The sequence below is a fragment of the Streptococcus sp. FSL R7-0212 genome (assembly GCF_038007985.1).
Classification (GTDB): Bacteria; Bacillota; Bacilli; order Lactobacillales; family Streptococcaceae; genus Streptococcus; species Streptococcus parauberis.
In genome coordinates, this window is the sequence record NZ_JBBOYF010000001.1 from 797,149 (window position 1) to 813,238 (window position 16,090).

15 protein-coding genes, 1 pseudogene and 1 other annotated feature are annotated in these 16,090 nt (G+C 34.8%); of the genes and pseudogenes, 15 read left to right on the forward strand and 1 reads right to left on the reverse strand.

The window, feature by feature from the left end:
- Positions 1 to 179 precede the first annotated feature (179 nt).
- The 13 genes from MKY69_RS04145 to carB all read left to right on the forward strand — a co-directional run bounded on the left by MKY69_RS04145 (position 180) and on the right by carB (position 13,332).
- The gene (locus tag MKY69_RS04145) at positions 180 to 374 is read left to right on the forward strand and encodes a plasmid mobilization protein (RefSeq protein WP_340791032.1); all 195 of its coding nucleotides are present in this window, start codon (positions 180 to 182) and stop codon (positions 372 to 374) included.
- Positions 375 to 645: 271 nt separating this feature from the next.
- The gene (locus tag MKY69_RS04150) at positions 646 to 1,974 is read left to right on the forward strand and encodes an ISLre2 family transposase (protein ID WP_340791033.1); all 1,329 of its coding nucleotides are present in this window, start codon (positions 646 to 648) and stop codon (positions 1,972 to 1,974) included.
- A gap of 390 nt (positions 1,975 to 2,364) precedes the next feature.
- Positions 2,365 to 2,441, forward strand: a sequence feature (ribosomal protein L21 leader region).
- A gap of 32 nt (positions 2,442 to 2,473) precedes the next feature.
- Positions 2,474 to 2,788, forward strand: a complete 315-nt coding sequence (gene rplU, locus MKY69_RS04155; protein ID WP_003105811.1) for a 50S ribosomal protein L21 — start codon at positions 2,474 to 2,476, stop codon at positions 2,786 to 2,788.
- A gap of 9 nt (positions 2,789 to 2,797) precedes the next feature.
- On the forward strand, positions 2,798 to 3,121 hold the full coding sequence (locus MKY69_RS04160) for a ribosomal-processing cysteine protease Prp (protein ID WP_003103972.1): 324 nt from the start codon (positions 2,798 to 2,800) through the stop codon (positions 3,119 to 3,121).
- A 27-nt stretch (positions 3,122 to 3,148) separates the two neighbouring features.
- Positions 3,149 to 3,442 carry a 50S ribosomal protein L27 gene (rpmA, locus tag MKY69_RS04165; RefSeq protein ID WP_003104751.1) on the forward strand — a complete coding sequence of 98 codons (294 nt, stop codon included), beginning with the start codon at positions 3,149 to 3,151 and terminating at the stop codon, positions 3,440 to 3,442.
- A gap of 213 nt (positions 3,443 to 3,655) precedes the next feature.
- On the forward strand, positions 3,656 to 4,564 hold the full coding sequence (locus MKY69_RS04170) for a LysR family transcriptional regulator (RefSeq protein WP_003106566.1): 909 nt from the start codon (positions 3,656 to 3,658) through the stop codon (positions 4,562 to 4,564).
- A 3-nt stretch (positions 4,565 to 4,567) separates the two neighbouring features.
- Positions 4,568 to 5,014: a signal peptidase II gene (gene lspA / locus MKY69_RS04175; protein ID WP_003106567.1), complete on the forward strand. Its 447-nt coding sequence runs from the start codon at positions 4,568 to 4,570 to the stop codon at positions 5,012 to 5,014.
- Positions 5,014 to 5,901, forward strand: a complete 888-nt coding sequence (locus MKY69_RS04180) for an RluA family pseudouridine synthase (RefSeq protein ID WP_003106568.1) — start codon at positions 5,014 to 5,016, stop codon at positions 5,899 to 5,901. The genes lspA and MKY69_RS04180 overlap by 1 nt, the downstream gene beginning before the upstream one ends.
- Positions 5,902 to 6,107: 206 nt before the next feature.
- On the forward strand, positions 6,108 to 6,629 hold the full coding sequence (pyrR, locus tag MKY69_RS04185) for a bifunctional pyr operon transcriptional regulator/uracil phosphoribosyltransferase PyrR (protein WP_003105283.1): 522 nt from the start codon (positions 6,108 to 6,110) through the stop codon (positions 6,627 to 6,629).
- A gap of 16 nt (positions 6,630 to 6,645) precedes the next feature.
- Positions 6,646 to 7,902 carry a uracil-xanthine permease family protein gene (locus tag MKY69_RS04190; protein WP_003105983.1) on the forward strand — a complete coding sequence of 419 codons (1,257 nt, stop codon included), beginning with the start codon at positions 6,646 to 6,648 and terminating at the stop codon, positions 7,900 to 7,902.
- A gap of 43 nt (positions 7,903 to 7,945) precedes the next feature.
- Entirely contained in the window at positions 7,946 to 8,878 is a 933-nt protein-coding gene (locus tag MKY69_RS04195; RefSeq protein ID WP_003106571.1) for an aspartate carbamoyltransferase catalytic subunit, read from the forward strand.
- Positions 8,879 to 8,897: 19 nt separating this feature from the next.
- Positions 8,898 to 9,986 carry a carbamoyl phosphate synthase small subunit gene (locus MKY69_RS04200; protein WP_003106573.1) on the forward strand — a complete coding sequence of 363 codons (1,089 nt, stop codon included), beginning with the start codon at positions 8,898 to 8,900 and terminating at the stop codon, positions 9,984 to 9,986.
- A gap of 169 nt (positions 9,987 to 10,155) precedes the next feature.
- The gene (carB, locus tag MKY69_RS04205) at positions 10,156 to 13,332 is read left to right on the forward strand and encodes a carbamoyl-phosphate synthase large subunit (protein ID WP_311982187.1); all 3,177 of its coding nucleotides are present in this window, start codon (positions 10,156 to 10,158) and stop codon (positions 13,330 to 13,332) included.
- Between the two features lie 52 nt (positions 13,333 to 13,384).
- On the opposite strand, the pseudogene MKY69_RS04210 reads toward carB, so the two are convergent.
- Positions 13,385 to 13,598, reverse strand: a pseudogene (locus MKY69_RS04210) (IS3 family transposase); the annotation flags it as partial.
- 532 nt (positions 13,599 to 14,130) lie between these two features.
- Between MKY69_RS04210 and MKY69_RS04215 the strand changes: the two are divergent.
- The gene (locus MKY69_RS04215; RefSeq protein ID WP_003106576.1) at positions 14,131 to 15,375 is read left to right on the forward strand and encodes an efflux RND transporter periplasmic adaptor subunit; all 1,245 of its coding nucleotides are present in this window, start codon (positions 14,131 to 14,133) and stop codon (positions 15,373 to 15,375) included.
- On the forward strand, positions 15,375 to 16,085 hold the full coding sequence (locus tag MKY69_RS04220) for an ABC transporter ATP-binding protein (protein WP_003106579.1): 711 nt from the start codon (positions 15,375 to 15,377) through the stop codon (positions 16,083 to 16,085). Before MKY69_RS04215 ends, MKY69_RS04220 begins: the two co-directional genes overlap by 1 nt.
- Positions 16,086 to 16,090 lie beyond the last annotated feature (5 nt).

The following is a 16,090-nucleotide window of genomic DNA, read 5'->3' on the forward strand; positions in this document are numbered from 1 at the left end:
GCTTGTCATTTCAATACTTAATGGTCTATATCAGAAATAAAAAAGGTAGCGAATTTAATAGTCGTTACCTTTTTTATTTACTGGGTTATAGGTTTTTAATCGGACTGCTGACAGACTATACACCTTACCACAGTGTTCTTTTTATTAACTACATAATATATGATACCTAGGGAGACATCATGGATAAAGAAAAAAATGTTCAGGTAACATTTAGAACGACCTTAGCAGAAAAGGAAATAATTACTAGAAATGCTGATAAGAAAGGCTTGTCAGTAAATGAATTCATTAAATCTAAAGTGCTATCAGATGATACCACTAAGATATCAAAAAATGATATCATGAGCGATAGCACAAGTAAAAAAGAATTAGAGTAACTAAGAAAAGATTTATTGGATAAATATATTGATAAAATAGCTTTTGAATCCTTACAAAAGCAACTTGAACAAAAAGATATTCAAATAGATCAACTACATAAAATCATTTACAATAAAGATACAAAATTACTAGAATATGACACCAAGAAAAGTTGGTGGCATTTCTTACTTTCTTGTGTTAAAGCCTGCTTATGAGATTCAAGAAAGCTAAATTAAGTATATCATATAAAATTCTATGGTAAATTGATTTTAAAAAAAGTAAAATAGAAGTATGGTAATATTATTTGATGAAAAAGCTTTTGTAGTTGAACTAAATAGACAGAATGAGAGCGAATTTTTAAAACGAATTGAACAATACGATAGGCAAATGAGTTTAATTTTACGAGCTAATGGGTATAAAAGAGTAGATGCTAGTGAACGAACGGTTTTATTTACTTTTGGAGAAATAACCTTTTGTAGAAATAGGTGGCGTAAAGGTAATAAAACACGTTATCCAGTTGATGAATGGTTAGGGCTTAAGAAATATACCAAATATTCTCCAGAACTGATGCTTCATATGGCTAAGCATGCATCAAAGCTACCTTATCGTGAAGTGTGTCGAGTGATGAAGGATGCATACAATTTACATATTACAAAAGATGCTGTATTAAAAGCAGTCAAAGTCGTAGAAAGGCTATTTTCTGAGAAGGAGAAATTTAGGTTTTTGCTAGATGAATGCCCTAAAGAGAAAATCCAAACAAATAAAATTTATATCGAAGGAGATGGTGTTATGGTGAAAACAACATCAAAAAGTAATTACCGCTATAATACTGATCTCGCACATTTTCTTGTTCATACAGGTCCTAAAAAGAGTATGGGAAAACGTATCACTTTAGCAAATAAATATGAAATTATACATACAAGTCATGAAAAAGCTATGGAAGAACTGCTAGATTATCTCTATAATCATTTTGAAATTACAGAAAACACAATTCTTATAACAAATTCTGACAACGGAAAAGGCTATACTAGAAGGACTTTTCAAGAAATAAAAAAAGCTCTGGGCATCAAACACCATGAGCACTTTTGGGATGAAAATCATTTGAATGAGAAAATAAATGACTTTTTCAAACCCTATCCTGAAGTCTTAAGAGATTTAGCCTATAAAGCTATACTAAATCATCAAAAGCCACTGTTCATGACTGTTTTAGATTCAGTAGAATCTTTAATACAAACCGATGAAGAATTTGAACTATTTTATAAATTTAAGCAAAAAATGATAAGAAATTTTAAAGATACTAAAGCTGCAAAATTGAGAGGTTTATCCCAGCAATGTATAGGTGTCATGGAAAGTCAACACTGTAAGGTGACTTATCGAATGAAGCATCGTGGGATGTACTGGTCACTAAAGGGAGCTTATGCAATGGCTAAAATGATTTTGGTTGAACGTATTGATCAATTAGAAGAATTATTTTTTGGAGATTGGAGGAAACAATATCAGTATTACCAAGGAATTTCTTTAAGTGCTGGGTACTCAAATCGACGTATTAACCCGTCGTCTCAGATGCGAACATATAAATCCGGTCATAAAAATGGTAGGTGGCGAACACACGCAAAATAAATTGATAAAATGAAGAATAAAGTTCTCTAAAAATGTTTATTTTTAGGGTTTTTAAGCATGATTTGGCTTGCATTAATAATCAAAAAGTAGTATAATATTTATTAAAGATATACAAAAAAAGGTGCAGAAGCCGACACTTCTACACCACCGATTAAGACAAAAGACACTTGCTTAATCAGTCGAACCTTATTGTAGCATAACACAAACAATACCGTCAAGACTGAAGCAAGAAAAAAATTCTTGTTTCGGTTTTTTTGTGAGAAAAATCATTGTTTTCTTAGGTATTTAAGATATATTTCTATTCTCCCAAAATTTCAGACACACACAAAACTTGCAAAAGACTTGCCAAATTAAATTAGAGTGCTATAATAGTAATGTTGACTAAGTGCACATCCTGTGCAACCGCACCAAAATCGTCCATAAGTAGATTTTATATCTCACGGTTACAGGCGAGTCTTCACAGAGGGAAACCTCACAACAAATTTATAGGAGGTGCATAATGAGCACATACGCAATCATCAAAACTGGTGGAAAACAAGTTAAAGTTGAAGTAGGTCAAGCAATCTACGTTGAAAAAATCAACGCTGAAGCTGGAGCAGAAGTAACTTTTAACGAAGTTGTTCTTGTAGGTGGCGAAAACACTGTAGTTGGTACTCCAGTTGTTGAAGGAGCTACTGTAGTTGGAACTGTTGAAAAACAAGGAAAACAAAAGAAAGTTGTTACTTTCAAATACAAACCTAAAAAAGGTAGTCACCGTAAACAAGGTCATCGTCAACCTTACACTAAAGTTGTCATCAATGCAATCAACGCTTAATTTTATATCATGATTAAAGCAATTTTTACACGTCAAAATGATGGTTCATTGAGCAGTGTAACACTGACTGGCCATGCTGGTAGTGGAAAATATGGCTTTGATATAGTTTGTGCTTCCGTTAGTACTCTAGCAATTAACTTTGTTAATTCCTTAGAAGTTCTTACAGATACACAGGCTGATATAGATATGAATGACGTTGAAGGTGGATATATGAAAATTTCTATTCCACGTGACAATCAGGAGAAAGTTCAATTACTTTTCGAATCTTTTCTTCTGGGAATGACTAATTTGTCTAATGATTCTTCAAAGTTTGTTACGACAAAAGTCATCTAAATTTATTTTAAGAGAGGAAACAACATTATGTTAAAAATGAATCTTGCTAACTTGCAACTTTTCGCCCATAAAAAAGGTGGAGGTTCTACATCTAACGGACGTGATTCACAATCTAAACGTCTTGGAGCTAAAGCAGCTGACGGTCAAACTGTCTCTGGTGGTTCTATTCTTTACCGTCAACGTGGTACTCACATCTATCCAGGTGTAAACGTTGGTCGTGGAGGAGATGATACACTTTTTGCTAAAGTTGAAGGTGTAGTACGTTTCGAACGCAAAGGTCGTGACAAACGTCAAGTATCAATCTACCCAGTAGCTAAATAATCAAAACTAATAAAAGTCTCTGGTTATCAGAGGCTTTTTTCTTTCAAAATTTAGCTTTAAAGAAATGTTGACTGAATTAATTGTTTAATGAATCAGTTTTAATAACCTAGTTTCTAAATGTCATCATTTTAAAAATAGATTGCTGTTTAGTCTAGTAGGACTAATCACTGTTTTCTGATATAATAGACTAACTAGTAAAGGAAAAAAGTATAGATGAACATTCAACAATTACGATATGTAGTAGCTATCGCAAATAACGGAACATTTCGTGAAGCTGCTAATAAATTATATGTTAGTCAACCTAGTTTATCAGTATCCGTCAAAGATTTAGAAGAAGAATTGGGCTTTCAAATTTTTACACGGACAAGTACTGGAACTGTTTTGACCAGTCAGGGCTTAATTTTCTATGAAAAAGCATTAGAAGTTGTCAAATCATTTGATAGTTTTGAAAAACAATTTTCACAATCTGATTTAGATCAGAATGAATTTTCAGTTGCTAGTCAACATTATGATTTTTTAGCTCCTTTAGTGACTAGGTTTGCTGAAGAAACAAATGATCATAAGTTATTACGTATCTTTGAAACAACGACCATCAAAATTTTAGATGAAGTGGCTCAAGGTAATAGTGAAATTGGCATTATTTATCTTAATTCGCAAAATCGGAAAGGTTTATTTCAAAGGATGGAAAAATTGAGCTTAGAATATGTTAATGTTACCCCCTTTCAAACGCATATTTATCTGCGAAAAGGCCATCCACTATCCAGTCATACAGAATTAAGTATGGCTGATTTGTCAGGATTTCCTGTTGTAAAATTTACTCAGGAAAAAGATGACTATTTATATTACTCAGAAAATTTTGTAAACACTGATCAAACCAATTTAATTTATAATGTAACGGATCGAGCAACACTGAATGGGATTCTTGAAAGAACGAATGCTTTTGCGACCGGATCAGGTCTATTGGACCAAAGTAGTGTAAATGGGATAAAAGTGATTCCTTTGATTGATCATATTGAAAATGAAATGATTTATATTAAACGGAAGGATAAAAATCTTTCATCATCAGCTTTGCGATTTGTAGGGCTATTAGATAATTATTTTAAATCTGAAAAAGAAAGTTAAAATATGAAGTACATTAAATTAGTAATAGGTAGTCTATTACTCATCGTCTTGGATCAACTCAGCAAATGGTGGATTGTTAATAACATACCCTTAGGAGAAATGAGACCATTTATTCCTGGAATCGTTAGCTTAACGTATTTACAAAATAGAGGGGCTGCCTTCTCAATCCTTCAAGAGCAACATTGGTTTTTTGCAATAATGACCCTATTTGTTGTAGGCGGCATTCTCGTTTATTACTTTAAGCACCCAGAGATGTCAAAAATCAAACAATTTGCTTTAATACTAATACTAGCTGGTGGGCTTGGAAACTTTATTGATCGAATGCGTTTAGGTTATGTTGTTGATATGGTCCATACTGATTTTATGAATTTTGCTATATTCAACATTGCCGATTCCTATCTTTCAATAGGAGTTGTTTTACTGATGCTCATTCTATGGAAGGAAGATTAATGGAATTAATAATTAAAGAAGCAGGCAGTCGCTTAGATAAAGCGATTGCTGATTTAACAGAGCTATCACGAGGCCAAGCTAATGACGCCATTAAGGCTGGTATTGTTTTGGTCAATGGCCAAGCTGCAAAAGCAAAGTATTCTGTCAAAGCAGGTGATATTATTACCTATGAGATTCAGGAAGAAGAAGTTCTGGATTATCAAGCTGAGGACATTCCTCTGGATGTCGTTTATGAGGATGAAGACCTGGCAATAATTAATAAGCCTCAAGGAATGGTCGTCCATCCTTCAGCTGGTCACAGTTCAGGTACAATGGTTAATGCCTTGTTATATCAAATTAAAGATTTATCAGGCATTAATGGTGTTGTCCGACCAGGAATCGTCCACCGTATTGACAAGGACACTTCGGGCTTATTGATGGTAGCCAAAAATGACGCCGCGCATCAGGCCTTGGCAGATGAATTGAAAGCAAAAAAATCACTCAGAAAATATTTGGCTATAGTGCACGGCAATTTACCAAATGACCGTGGAATAATTGAGGCACCAATTGGACGTAGTGAAAAGGACCGCAAAAAGCAAGCAGTTATTGCCAGAGGAAAAGAGGCAGTAACCAGATTTCAAGTTATTGAACGGTTTGGTGACTATACCTTGGTTGAGCTAACTTTGGAAACAGGAAGAACGCATCAGATACGTGTTCATATGGCTTACATTGGTCATCCAGTTGCTGGTGATCCACTATATGGACCGAGAAAAACTCTTCCAGGCAATGGACAGTTTCTACATGCCCAAACTTTAGGTTTAACCCATCCACGTACTGGTGAAGTCATGACTTTTACAGCAGAGCCACCATTAATTTTTCAACAAACGATTGAAAAGTTACGAAAATAGAAATTAACTTTTTAAAAAAATTTTAAAAATACTATTGTTTTTCGAAAAATATTTTGCTATACTAGTAAAAATTTAATAATCCTTTAAAACGGTCCCGTGAGGCTGGCAAGGAGAAAAGCTCAAGAAAAGTGTGCCTTTTTTTAGGTATGCCATAATTTGTAAATCTCCTTGTAATCAAGGAGATTTTTTTGTGATAGGAGGAAATAATGAAACAAAAAGAAATTGTCGATCAAATGACAATGAAACGGGCAATAACAAGAATAACTTATGAAATTATTGAACGCAATAAAAGTTTGGATAATATTGTTTTGGCGGGTATCAAGACAAGAGGCGTTCACCTTGCCAAGCGTATTCAAGAACGTTTATTAGAGTTAGAAGGTAAAGAACTTCCACTTGGGGAACTTGATATTAAACCTTTTAGAGATGATATAAAAGTCGAAGAAGATACGACAGAAATGCCAGTTGATATTACAGGGAAAGATATTATATTAGTTGACGATGTTCTATATACAGGAAGAACAATCAGAGCTGCTATTGATAACCTTGTAAGTTTAGGGCGTCCTGGTCGTGTCAGTTTGGCAGTCCTTATTGATCGTGGCCACAGAGAGTTGCCAATTAGAGCTGACTATGTGGGAAAAAATATTCCGACAAGTAGTATAGAAGAAATCGTTGTAGAAGTTGTAGAAGTTGATGGTAACGATCGTGTTATCATTGTCGATCCTTCATAAGGACAAAGGAGTAATAATGAAAGATGTAATTTACGATGTCGAAGAAATGCCCAAAGCAGGAATTCTGTTTGGCCTATCCTTCCAACATTTATTCGCTATGTTTGGAGCAACTGTTTTAGTTCCAATCTTAGTCGGAATAGATCCATCAGTTGCTTTGTTATCAAGTGGACTAGGAACCTTAGCCCATTTATCTGTAACAAAATTTAAAATTCCAGCATATATGGGTTCAAGTTTCGCTTATATTGCAGCGATGCAGATGTTGATGAAAACTGACGGCATTGGCGCAGTTGCTCAAGGTGCAATAACAGGTGGTTTAGTTTACCTGATAGTAGCCCTGATCGTAAAAGCAATAGGAAATGATTGGATAGATAAAATATTGCCACCGGTTGTAGTTGGACCAATCGTAATGGTCATCGGTTTAAGCTTAGCATCGACAGCAGTCGGAAGTGTTATGTTGAAGGATGGTACCTATAATCTACTCTATCTACTAATCGGTATGGTAACCTTACTATCCGTTATTTTCTTCAACATTTATGGTAAAGGCTTAGTAGCAATTATTCCAATTTTACTAGGATTACTAGTAGGTTATGTCTTTTCTTTGGTAGTAGGTTTCGTAACTGGACAAGAAATCATTAATTTCACAGCAGTTGCACAAGCAAAATGGTTTAGTGCTCCTTCTGTCTCAATCCCATTCTTAAGTTACGGCTTAAAATTTTATCCAAGTGCAATCTTAACAATGGCACCAATTGCATTTGTAACGATGACAGAACATTTTGGTCACGTTATGGTATTGAATAGTTTAACGAATCGAGATTACTTTAAAGATCCTGGACTTGAAAAAACTCTAACAGGTGATGGTCTAGCACAAGTAATTGCCGGTTTCCTAGGTGCACCGCCAGTAACATCATATGGTGAAAACATTGGTGTTATGGCTCTAAATAAAATTTTCTCAGTTTATGTCATAGCTGGAGCAGCAGCAATAGCAGCGCTCCTAAGTTTTATAGGTAAAATTTCTGCTCTGATACAATCAATTCCTTCACCAGTTATCGGTGGGATTTCAATTGCACTCTTCGGAGTCATTGCTTCAAGTGGTTTAAAAATTCTTATTGAATCGAAAGTCGATATGGATAATAAGAAAAATCTCTTGATTACAAGTGTTATCTTAGTATCAGGAATTGGTGGATTAATGCTTCAAATTAACGGATTACAAATTTCCGGTGTTGCCTTCTCAACATTGTTAGGAATAATCCTTAATAAAGTATTACCAGAATAAGAATTTTACAAAGACAGCAATCAATTAGCATAAAGGGGAAATTATGTCAGTTATTAATAATCAAGTCTCACTTAAAAATTTAGTATCGATGGAACTATTATCTAATGAAGAAGTCATGGGGTTAATCACTCGAGGACATCAGTTTAAACAAGGTAAGGTTAAATTAGAAGATAATAGTAAAATTTTTGCGACAAATTTATTTTTTGAAAACTCAACTAGAACACATAAATCTTTTGAGGTTGCTGAGCGAAAATTGGGATTGCCAGTAATCGATTTTAATACTGATACTAGTTCTGTTAATAAGGGTGAGACGCTCTATGATACGGTCTTGACAATGAGCGCTTTAGGTGTTGACATTTGTGTCATCAGACACCCTGAGGTTGATTATTATAAACAGTTGATTGAAAGTCCAACAATAACAGCTTCAATTGTTAATGGTGGAGATGGATCAGGTCAACACCCTAGTCAATGTTTATTAGACTTGATGACAATTTATGAAGAATTTGGTCATTTCGATGGACTTGAAATAGCTATTGCAGGTGATTTGACCCATTCTCGAGTAGCAAAATCAAATATGCAAATTCTTAAAAGACTAGGTGCACAAGTTTATTTCTGTGGTCCCGAAAGATGGTACTCAAGTGAATTTGAATCATATGGTACTTATAAGGATATCGATGAGATTATTGATCAATTGGATGTCCTAATGTTGCTTCGTGTTCAACACGAACGTCATGATGGAACTGCCGGATTTTCGAAAAAAGAATACCATGAAAAATTTGGCTTAACTGAAGGCCGCTATGAAAAGTTAAAAGATCAAGCAATTATCATGCATCCTGCTCCTGTAAATAGAGAAGTTGAAATTGCTGATAGTTTAGTAGAAGCTCCAAAAGCAAGAATTGTTGCTCAAATGGAAAATGGCGTTTATGTTAGAATGGCAATAATTGAGGCTATTTTAAATGGTAGAAACCAGGCCTAAATGTTACTAGGAGGTTGAAATGACAAAAAGATTATTGCTATTAGAAGATGGTACCATTTTTGAAGGAAAAGCCATAGGGGCTGATATCGATGTCACAGGAGAAATTGTTTTCAATACTGGTATGACTGGTTATCAAGAATCAATCACAGATCAATCCTATAATGGTCAAATACTGACCTTTACCTACCCACTTATTGGAAACTATGGTGTTAATCGAGATGATTACGAAACAATTAAGCCAACCTGTAAAGGTATAGTAGTTTCTGAAATTAGTCGGATTGCCAGTAACTGGCGTCAACAGATGACCTTAGATCAATTTTTAAAAGCGAAAGGAATTCCTGGGATTGCAGGAATTGATACTCGTGCCTTAACAAAAATCATTAGACAGCATGGGACAATGAAAGCAACTATAGCAGATGCTGGTGATTCAATAGATCATTTAAAAGTTCTTTTACAAGCTACGGTGCTACCAACTAATAATATAGAACAAGTATCTACAAAATCAGCATATCCAGCGCCAGGTCTTGGGAAAAATATTGTTGTTGTGGACTTTGGACTAAAACATTCGATTTTAAGAGAATTTGCCAAGCGTCAATGTAATGTCACTGTTGTCCCATTTGATGTGACTGCGAAAGAAATACTGGCTATGAATCCTGATGGTGTAATGTTGACAAATGGCCCAGGTAATCCGGAAGATTTACCAGAAGCCCTAAAGATGATAAGAGATGTACAAGGAAAGATTCCAATCTTTGGTATCTGTATGGGGCATCAATTATTTAGCCTAGCAAATGGTGCAAAAACTTATAAGATGACTTTTGGGCATCGAGGATTTAACCATGCTGTTAGAGAAATTGCTACTGGTCGAGTTGACTTCACAAGTCAAAATCATGGCTATTCTGTTGAACGAGAAAGTTTACCAGAAGAATTAATTGTGACACATGAGGAAATTAATGATGGCTCAGTAGAGGGATTAAGACACCGTTTTTATCCTGCTTTCTCAGTACAATTTCATCCAGATGCAGCTCCAGGTCCACATGATGCTTCATATTTATTTGATACATTTTTGGAAATGATTGATTCATTTCAATTACAAACTACTAATAACTAATATTTAAAACTATCCAGTGAGGTAGCAAATAGAAAGGAAAAGTAGAGGTTTGACTTGTTTCTTCTAAAAAATAGATAGGTCAAGGACAGTTATTCATAAATAAAAAATAGAAGCCTCAGTTTAACCTAGGCTTTTTAAAGAAAAATGAATCCTCCTTTACAGTTTTAAAATGGCAAAACGTACTGATATTAATAAAATAATGGTCATTGGATCGGGGCCTATTATCATTGGTCAAGCAGCAGAATTTGATTATGCGGGAACGCAAGCATGCTTGGCCTTGAAAGAAGAAGGCTATCAAGTAGTTCTAGTTAATTCTAATCCTGCTACGATTATGACAGACAAGGATATTGCAGATAAAGTTTATATTGAACCACTTACTTTAGAGTTCGTCAGTCGAATTATTCGTAAAGAAAGACCAGATGCCTTGCTACCAACTTTAGGAGGGCAAACAGGTTTAAATATGGCCATGCAGCTTTCTAAGTCAGGAATTTTGAAAGAATTGGATGTTGAACTATTAGGAACAAAATTATCTTCAATTGATCAGGCCGAAGATAGGGACCTTTTTAAACAATTAATGGAAGAATTGGGACAACCAATTCCAGAATCAAAAATCGTTAATACTGTTGACCAAGCAGTTGATTTTGCAGCTAAAATTGGCTTTCCAATCATCGTACGACCCGCTTTTACATTAGGTGGAACTGGCGGAGGAATGTGTGCCAACGAAGAACAGCTGCGTGAAATTGCTGAAAATGGTCTTAAATTATCTCCAGTAACTCAATGTTTAATTGAACGTTCAATAGCCGGCTATAAGGAGATTGAATATGAAGTGATTCGGGATGGTGCAGATAATGCCTTAGTTGTCTGCAATATGGAAAATTTTGATCCAGTCGGTATTCATACAGGTGATTCAATTGTTTTTGCTCCAACCCAAACCTTGTCAGATATTGAAAATCAAATGCTTCGAGATGCCAGCTTGAAAATAATCAGAGCTTTGAAGATTGAAGGTGGTTGCAATGTTCAACTAGCCTTAGACCCCAAGTCCTTCAATTACTATGTCATTGAAGTCAATCCACGTGTTTCACGTTCTTCTGCATTAGCCTCAAAAGCTACTGGTTATCCAATAGCTAAAATTGCAGCGAAAATTGCAGTTGGCTTAACTCTTGATGAAATGATTAATCCTGTTACTGGTACAACTTATGCCATGTTTGAACCAGCCTTAGATTATGTTGTTGCAAAAATCCCCCGTTTTCCATTTGATAAATTTGAGGATGGGGATCGTCGGCTGGGGACTCAAATGAAAGCAACAGGTGAAGTCATGGCCATTGGTCGTAACATTGAAGAAGCATTACTCAAAGCCTGTCGGTCATTGGAAATTGGGGTCTATCACAATTTATTACCAGAACTCAAAATCCTATCTGATGATGCACTTTATGAAAAAATGGTAAAAGCTCAGGATGATCGCCTTTTCTATCTCTCAGAAGCTATCCGTCGAGACTTTTCTATCGAAGAAATAGCTGAGCTAACAAAAATTGATTTATTCTTTTTAGATAAATTATTACATATCTTTGAAATTGAAACAGACTTAGCGACTAACAAAGGTGACCTTGATACATTATATATAGCTAAAAAATATGGTTTTTCTGATAGAATTATTGCTGAACTGTGGAACCATTCACCAGAAAAAGTGAGGGAAATAAGACTGGCTCATGACATCAAACCTGTTTACAAAATGGTAGATACTTGTGCAGCTGAGTTTGCTTCTGAAACGCCTTATTTCTACTCCGCTTATGAGTGGGAAAATGAATCCATTAAATCTGACAAAGAATCTGTCATCGTAATTGGATCAGGTCCAATCCGGATTGGCCAAGGAGTTGAGTTTGACTATGCTACTGTACACTCGGTTAAAGCGATTCAAGAAGCAGGCTATGAAGCTATAATTATGAATTCAAATCCTGAGACTGTTTCAACAGATTTTTCGATTTCTGATAAACTATATTTTGAACCACTTGCTTTTGAAGATGTGATGAATGTCATTGATTTAGAAAAGCCAAAGGGAGTATTGGTTCAATTTGGCGGACAAACTTCAATAAACTTAGCTGAAAAATTAGCTAACGCTGGTGTGACTATTCTTGGCACCCAGGTGGAAGATTTAGACAGGGCTGAAAATCGTGATTTATTTGAGAAAGTCTTAAAAGAATTAAATATTCCACAACCCCCAGGTCAGACTGCGACCAATGAAGATGAAGCGATTCAAGTAGCAAGAAAAATTGGTTTTCCTGTTCTAGTTCGTCCCTCATATGTCTTAGGTGGTCGGGCTATGGAAATTGTTGAAAATAAACAAGATTTACAATCATATATGAGGACTGCTGTTAAGGCTAGTCCAGAACATCCTGTTCTTGTTGATTCTTATATTATAGGTCAAGAATGTGAAGTTGATGCCATCTCAGATGGTAAGCATGTTCTTATCCCTGGAATTATGGAGCATATTGAAAGAGCAGGTGTTCACTCTGGGGATTCGATGGCTGTCTATCCACCTCAGAAATTATCACCTATAGTAATTGATAAAATTGTTGATTATACAGAAAAACTAGCAATTGGCCTAAAATGTATTGGAATGATGAATATCCAATTTGTTATTAAAGGTGAGACAGTTTATGTCATTGAAGTCAATCCACGAGCAAGTCGAACAGTACCATTCTTGTCTAAAGTCACAGGTATCCCAATTGCAAATCTTGCAACTAAGTTAATGTTAGGAAAGCATTTAAGTCAACTAGGTTACCAATCTGGGTTACATCCAGCACCTAAGATGATTCATATCAAAGCACCAGTCTTTTCTTTTAATAAGTTGGCTAAAGTCGATAGTCTTTTGGGACCCGAGATGAAGTCTACAGGGGAAGTGATGGGATCTGATACTAGCTTAGAAAAGGCACTTTATAAGGCATTTGAAGCAAGCTACTCACATCTAGAGGATTTTGGGAATGTTGTTTTCACGATTAGTGATGATGATAAAGAGGAGGCTTTAGAGCTTGCTCGTCGATTTAATGCCATCGGCTACCATATTTTAGCGACAAGTGGCACAGCTGATTATTTTGAAACAAAAGGATTGTTCGCGACACGAGTTGAGAAAATTGGGCAAGGACAGATGGATATCCCAAGTTTAATTCGACAAGGAAAAGTCCAAACAATCATTAATACTGTCGGTAAGCAACGAACAGCCGATAAGGACGGTCAAATCATAAGAAGTTCAGCCATAGAACAAGGCATTCCATTGTTTACTGCATTGGATACAGCTAATGCGATGTTAAAAGTATTAGAAAGCCGTGGATTTACCACAGTATCAATATAATAAAAAAATATTTTCATTTTATATGGACTCCCAAAAGTTGGACATTATATTTTTAAGAAAAGGATTTAGTTCTGTATTGCATAGGACTAAATCCTTTTAGTTTTATTTTGATACGTTTACTGTTGTAATAATCAATGTATTTTATCATTGCTTGCTCCAGGTCGTCTAATGATTTATAGTCTATAGGCGTAGAACATATTTGATTTTTAGATGCCCAAAAAGGATTCCATTATGCCATTGTCTGGACTGTTTCCTTTTAGTGATACGACGAAAGCTATAATTGTCTTTATTGTCCTTATAAATTGTTTGCATTTAGTCTTTAATGACATTATCTTTTTCACCTTGTTCAAGTTGTTTAAGATGATAGTAATAGGTCGAACCAGCTAATTTAGCTGAAATCTAGCCTGAATCCTCAAATGACCATCTATCTAATTCTTGTTGAAGTTGCACTATTTGAGTCCAAACGATTAATAAGTCAAATAAGATATCTTATTTGACTTATTGACCTCGAATTATATTATTAGATGACTCGCGCTAAAACCTTCATGCTTTATCTGAAACTTATCATTTAAACTTAATTTCATATTAAAACCCCTCAATCCTTAAATTTCTTGTCTAACTTTAGGGATGTAGTTCTCCTAAAACGTTGGTTATTATTACATTTTTGTAAGGTTTGATAACTTAATTTTTATTATAATAAAATTAAGAAAAATTTAATAATTTTACACAAAAAACTTGACAGTAATACAATTAGATTATATACTTGTCTTATATAAACAATACAATTAGGAGAATATTATGGCTAGGTTGAAACAGAAAACAATGACCAAAAGAACAAAAATTATGATTAGTAGTGGTGTAGTAGTTCTACTTACAATTATTGGAACTACTTTGTATTTTCAGAGTAATAAATCAGTTAGTGAATCTCATGATACAGGATATTCTTCGGTAAATGTTAAAGAGGGAACTATCAGTTCCACAACGTTACTTTCCGGAATGGTGAAGGCAGAATCGGAGGAATATATATATTTTGATGCATCAAAAGGTACTGACGCTACAGTATCTGTAAATGTAGGGGATAAAGTAACTAAGGGGCAACAACTTGTTCAATATAATACCAGTACAGCACAAGCTGCGTACGATTCTGCTATCAGAAATTTAAACAAAATTGGTAGACAGATTAATTACTTAAAAACCCATGGTGTACCAATTGCAGAATCCCAAGAACCACAAGTGAGTTCATCATCTGAGGAACCCACTATTGGATCAACGGTGTCTCCATCCGCAACAGACTCAGCAAGCTATAATCAACAATTGCAAGATTTAAATGATGCTTATGCAGATGCTCAATCCGAGGTAAATAAAGCTCAAGAATTATTAAATCAAACAGTAATAGTAAGTGGTGGTGATGGAACAGTTGTCGAAGTTAATAAAGATTTAGACCCCTCTTCTAAAGAAAGTCAAACTTTGGTACATGTTGCATCTGAAGGACAATTACAAGTTAAAGGAAGTTTGACGGAATATGATTTAGCGAATATTAAAAAAGATCAATTAGTGAAAATTAAATCAAAAGTTTATCCAGAAAAGGAATGGCAAGGTAAAATTTCCTACATTTCGAATTATCCTAGTCAAGAAAATACTTCACAAGGGGCACCAGCAAGTGAAAAATCCTCTACATCAAGTACCACAAATTATGAATATAAAGCAAATATAACAAGTCCCTTAGATGAGTTGAAACAAGGTTTTACAGTTTCTGTTGAAGTTGTTAATGAAGCTAAACATCTCTTGGTACCTGTATCATCAGTCTTTAAAGAAGGTAAAAAATCTTATGTTTGGGTTTACGATGATTCAAGCTCAAAAGTTAAGAAAAGAGAAGTCACAATTGGAAATGCTGATGCAAAAAATCAAGAAATTTTAACTGGACTTGAGAATGGACAAATTGTAATTGCTAATCCGAACGATTCAATTAAAGAAAATAAAAAGCTTAAAGGTGTTGAATCTGAAGATGTTAAAGCCAAAACTGAATCTGAGGTGACTAAATAGTGACTGATGAAAAAACGATACTTATACAATTGAAAGATATTGTCAAAAGTTATAAAAATGGAGACCAGAAACTCCAAGTCTTAAAAGGTATAGATTTGACAGTACATGAAGGAGAATTTCTAGCAATAATGGGACCTTCTGGATCTGGAAAATCAACTTTGATGAATATTATTGGTTTGCTAGATAGACCTACGAGTGGTGACTATCTACTTAATGGAAATGAAGTAGATAAATTAAATGATCGAAAGTTAGCTCAAGTACGTAATGAGGAAATCGGGTTTGTATTTCAACAGTTTTTCTTGCTTTCTAAGTTAACAGCTTTACAAAATGTAGAACTTCCACTTATTTACGCTGGAGTTGGACTGTCAAAAAGAAAAGAATTGTCTAAATTATATTTAGAAAAAGTGGAATTGTCGACTCGGATGAAACATTTACCATCTGAATTATCTGGTGGGCAAAAACAGCGTGTAGCTATAGCTAGAGCTCTGGTTAACACCCCATCAATAATTTTAGCAGATGAGCCAACTGGTGCCTTAGATACTAAAACAGGTGAGCAAATAATGGATTTATTAACCGAACTTAACAAAGAAGGTAAGACAATTATTATGGTAACCCATGAACCTGATATAGCTGACTTTGCAACACGAAAAATTGTTATTCGTGATGGTGAAATTACCGCAGACACTACTGATAGTGTTCGAATTGAATAGGAGGA

Coding starts and splice junctions, on each gene's coding strand:
- MKY69_RS04145 (WP_340791032.1), top strand. CDS start 180: ATGGATAAAGAAAAAAATGTTCAGGTAACATTTAGAACGACCTTAGCA.
- MKY69_RS04150 (WP_340791033.1), top strand. CDS start 646: ATGGTAATATTATTTGATGAAAAAGCTTTTGTAGTTGAACTAAATAGA.
- rplU (WP_003105811.1), top strand. CDS start 2,474: ATGAGCACATACGCAATCATCAAAACTGGTGGAAAACAAGTTAAAGTT.
- MKY69_RS04160 (WP_003103972.1), top strand. CDS start 2,798: ATGATTAAAGCAATTTTTACACGTCAAAATGATGGTTCATTGAGCAGT.
- rpmA (WP_003104751.1), top strand. CDS start 3,149: ATGTTAAAAATGAATCTTGCTAACTTGCAACTTTTCGCCCATAAAAAA.
- MKY69_RS04170 (WP_003106566.1), top strand. CDS start 3,656: ATGAACATTCAACAATTACGATATGTAGTAGCTATCGCAAATAACGGA.
- lspA (WP_003106567.1), top strand. CDS start 4,568: ATGAAGTACATTAAATTAGTAATAGGTAGTCTATTACTCATCGTCTTG.
- MKY69_RS04180 (WP_003106568.1), top strand. CDS start 5,014: ATGGAATTAATAATTAAAGAAGCAGGCAGTCGCTTAGATAAAGCGATT.
- pyrR (WP_003105283.1), top strand. CDS start 6,108: ATGAAACAAAAAGAAATTGTCGATCAAATGACAATGAAACGGGCAATA.
- MKY69_RS04190 (WP_003105983.1), top strand. CDS start 6,646: ATGAAAGATGTAATTTACGATGTCGAAGAAATGCCCAAAGCAGGAATT.
- MKY69_RS04195 (WP_003106571.1), top strand. CDS start 7,946: ATGTCAGTTATTAATAATCAAGTCTCACTTAAAAATTTAGTATCGATG.
- MKY69_RS04200 (WP_003106573.1), top strand. CDS start 8,898: ATGACAAAAAGATTATTGCTATTAGAAGATGGTACCATTTTTGAAGGA.
- carB (WP_311982187.1), top strand. CDS start 10,156: ATGGCAAAACGTACTGATATTAATAAAATAATGGTCATTGGATCGGGG.
- MKY69_RS04215 (WP_003106576.1), top strand. CDS start 14,131: ATGGCTAGGTTGAAACAGAAAACAATGACCAAAAGAACAAAAATTATG.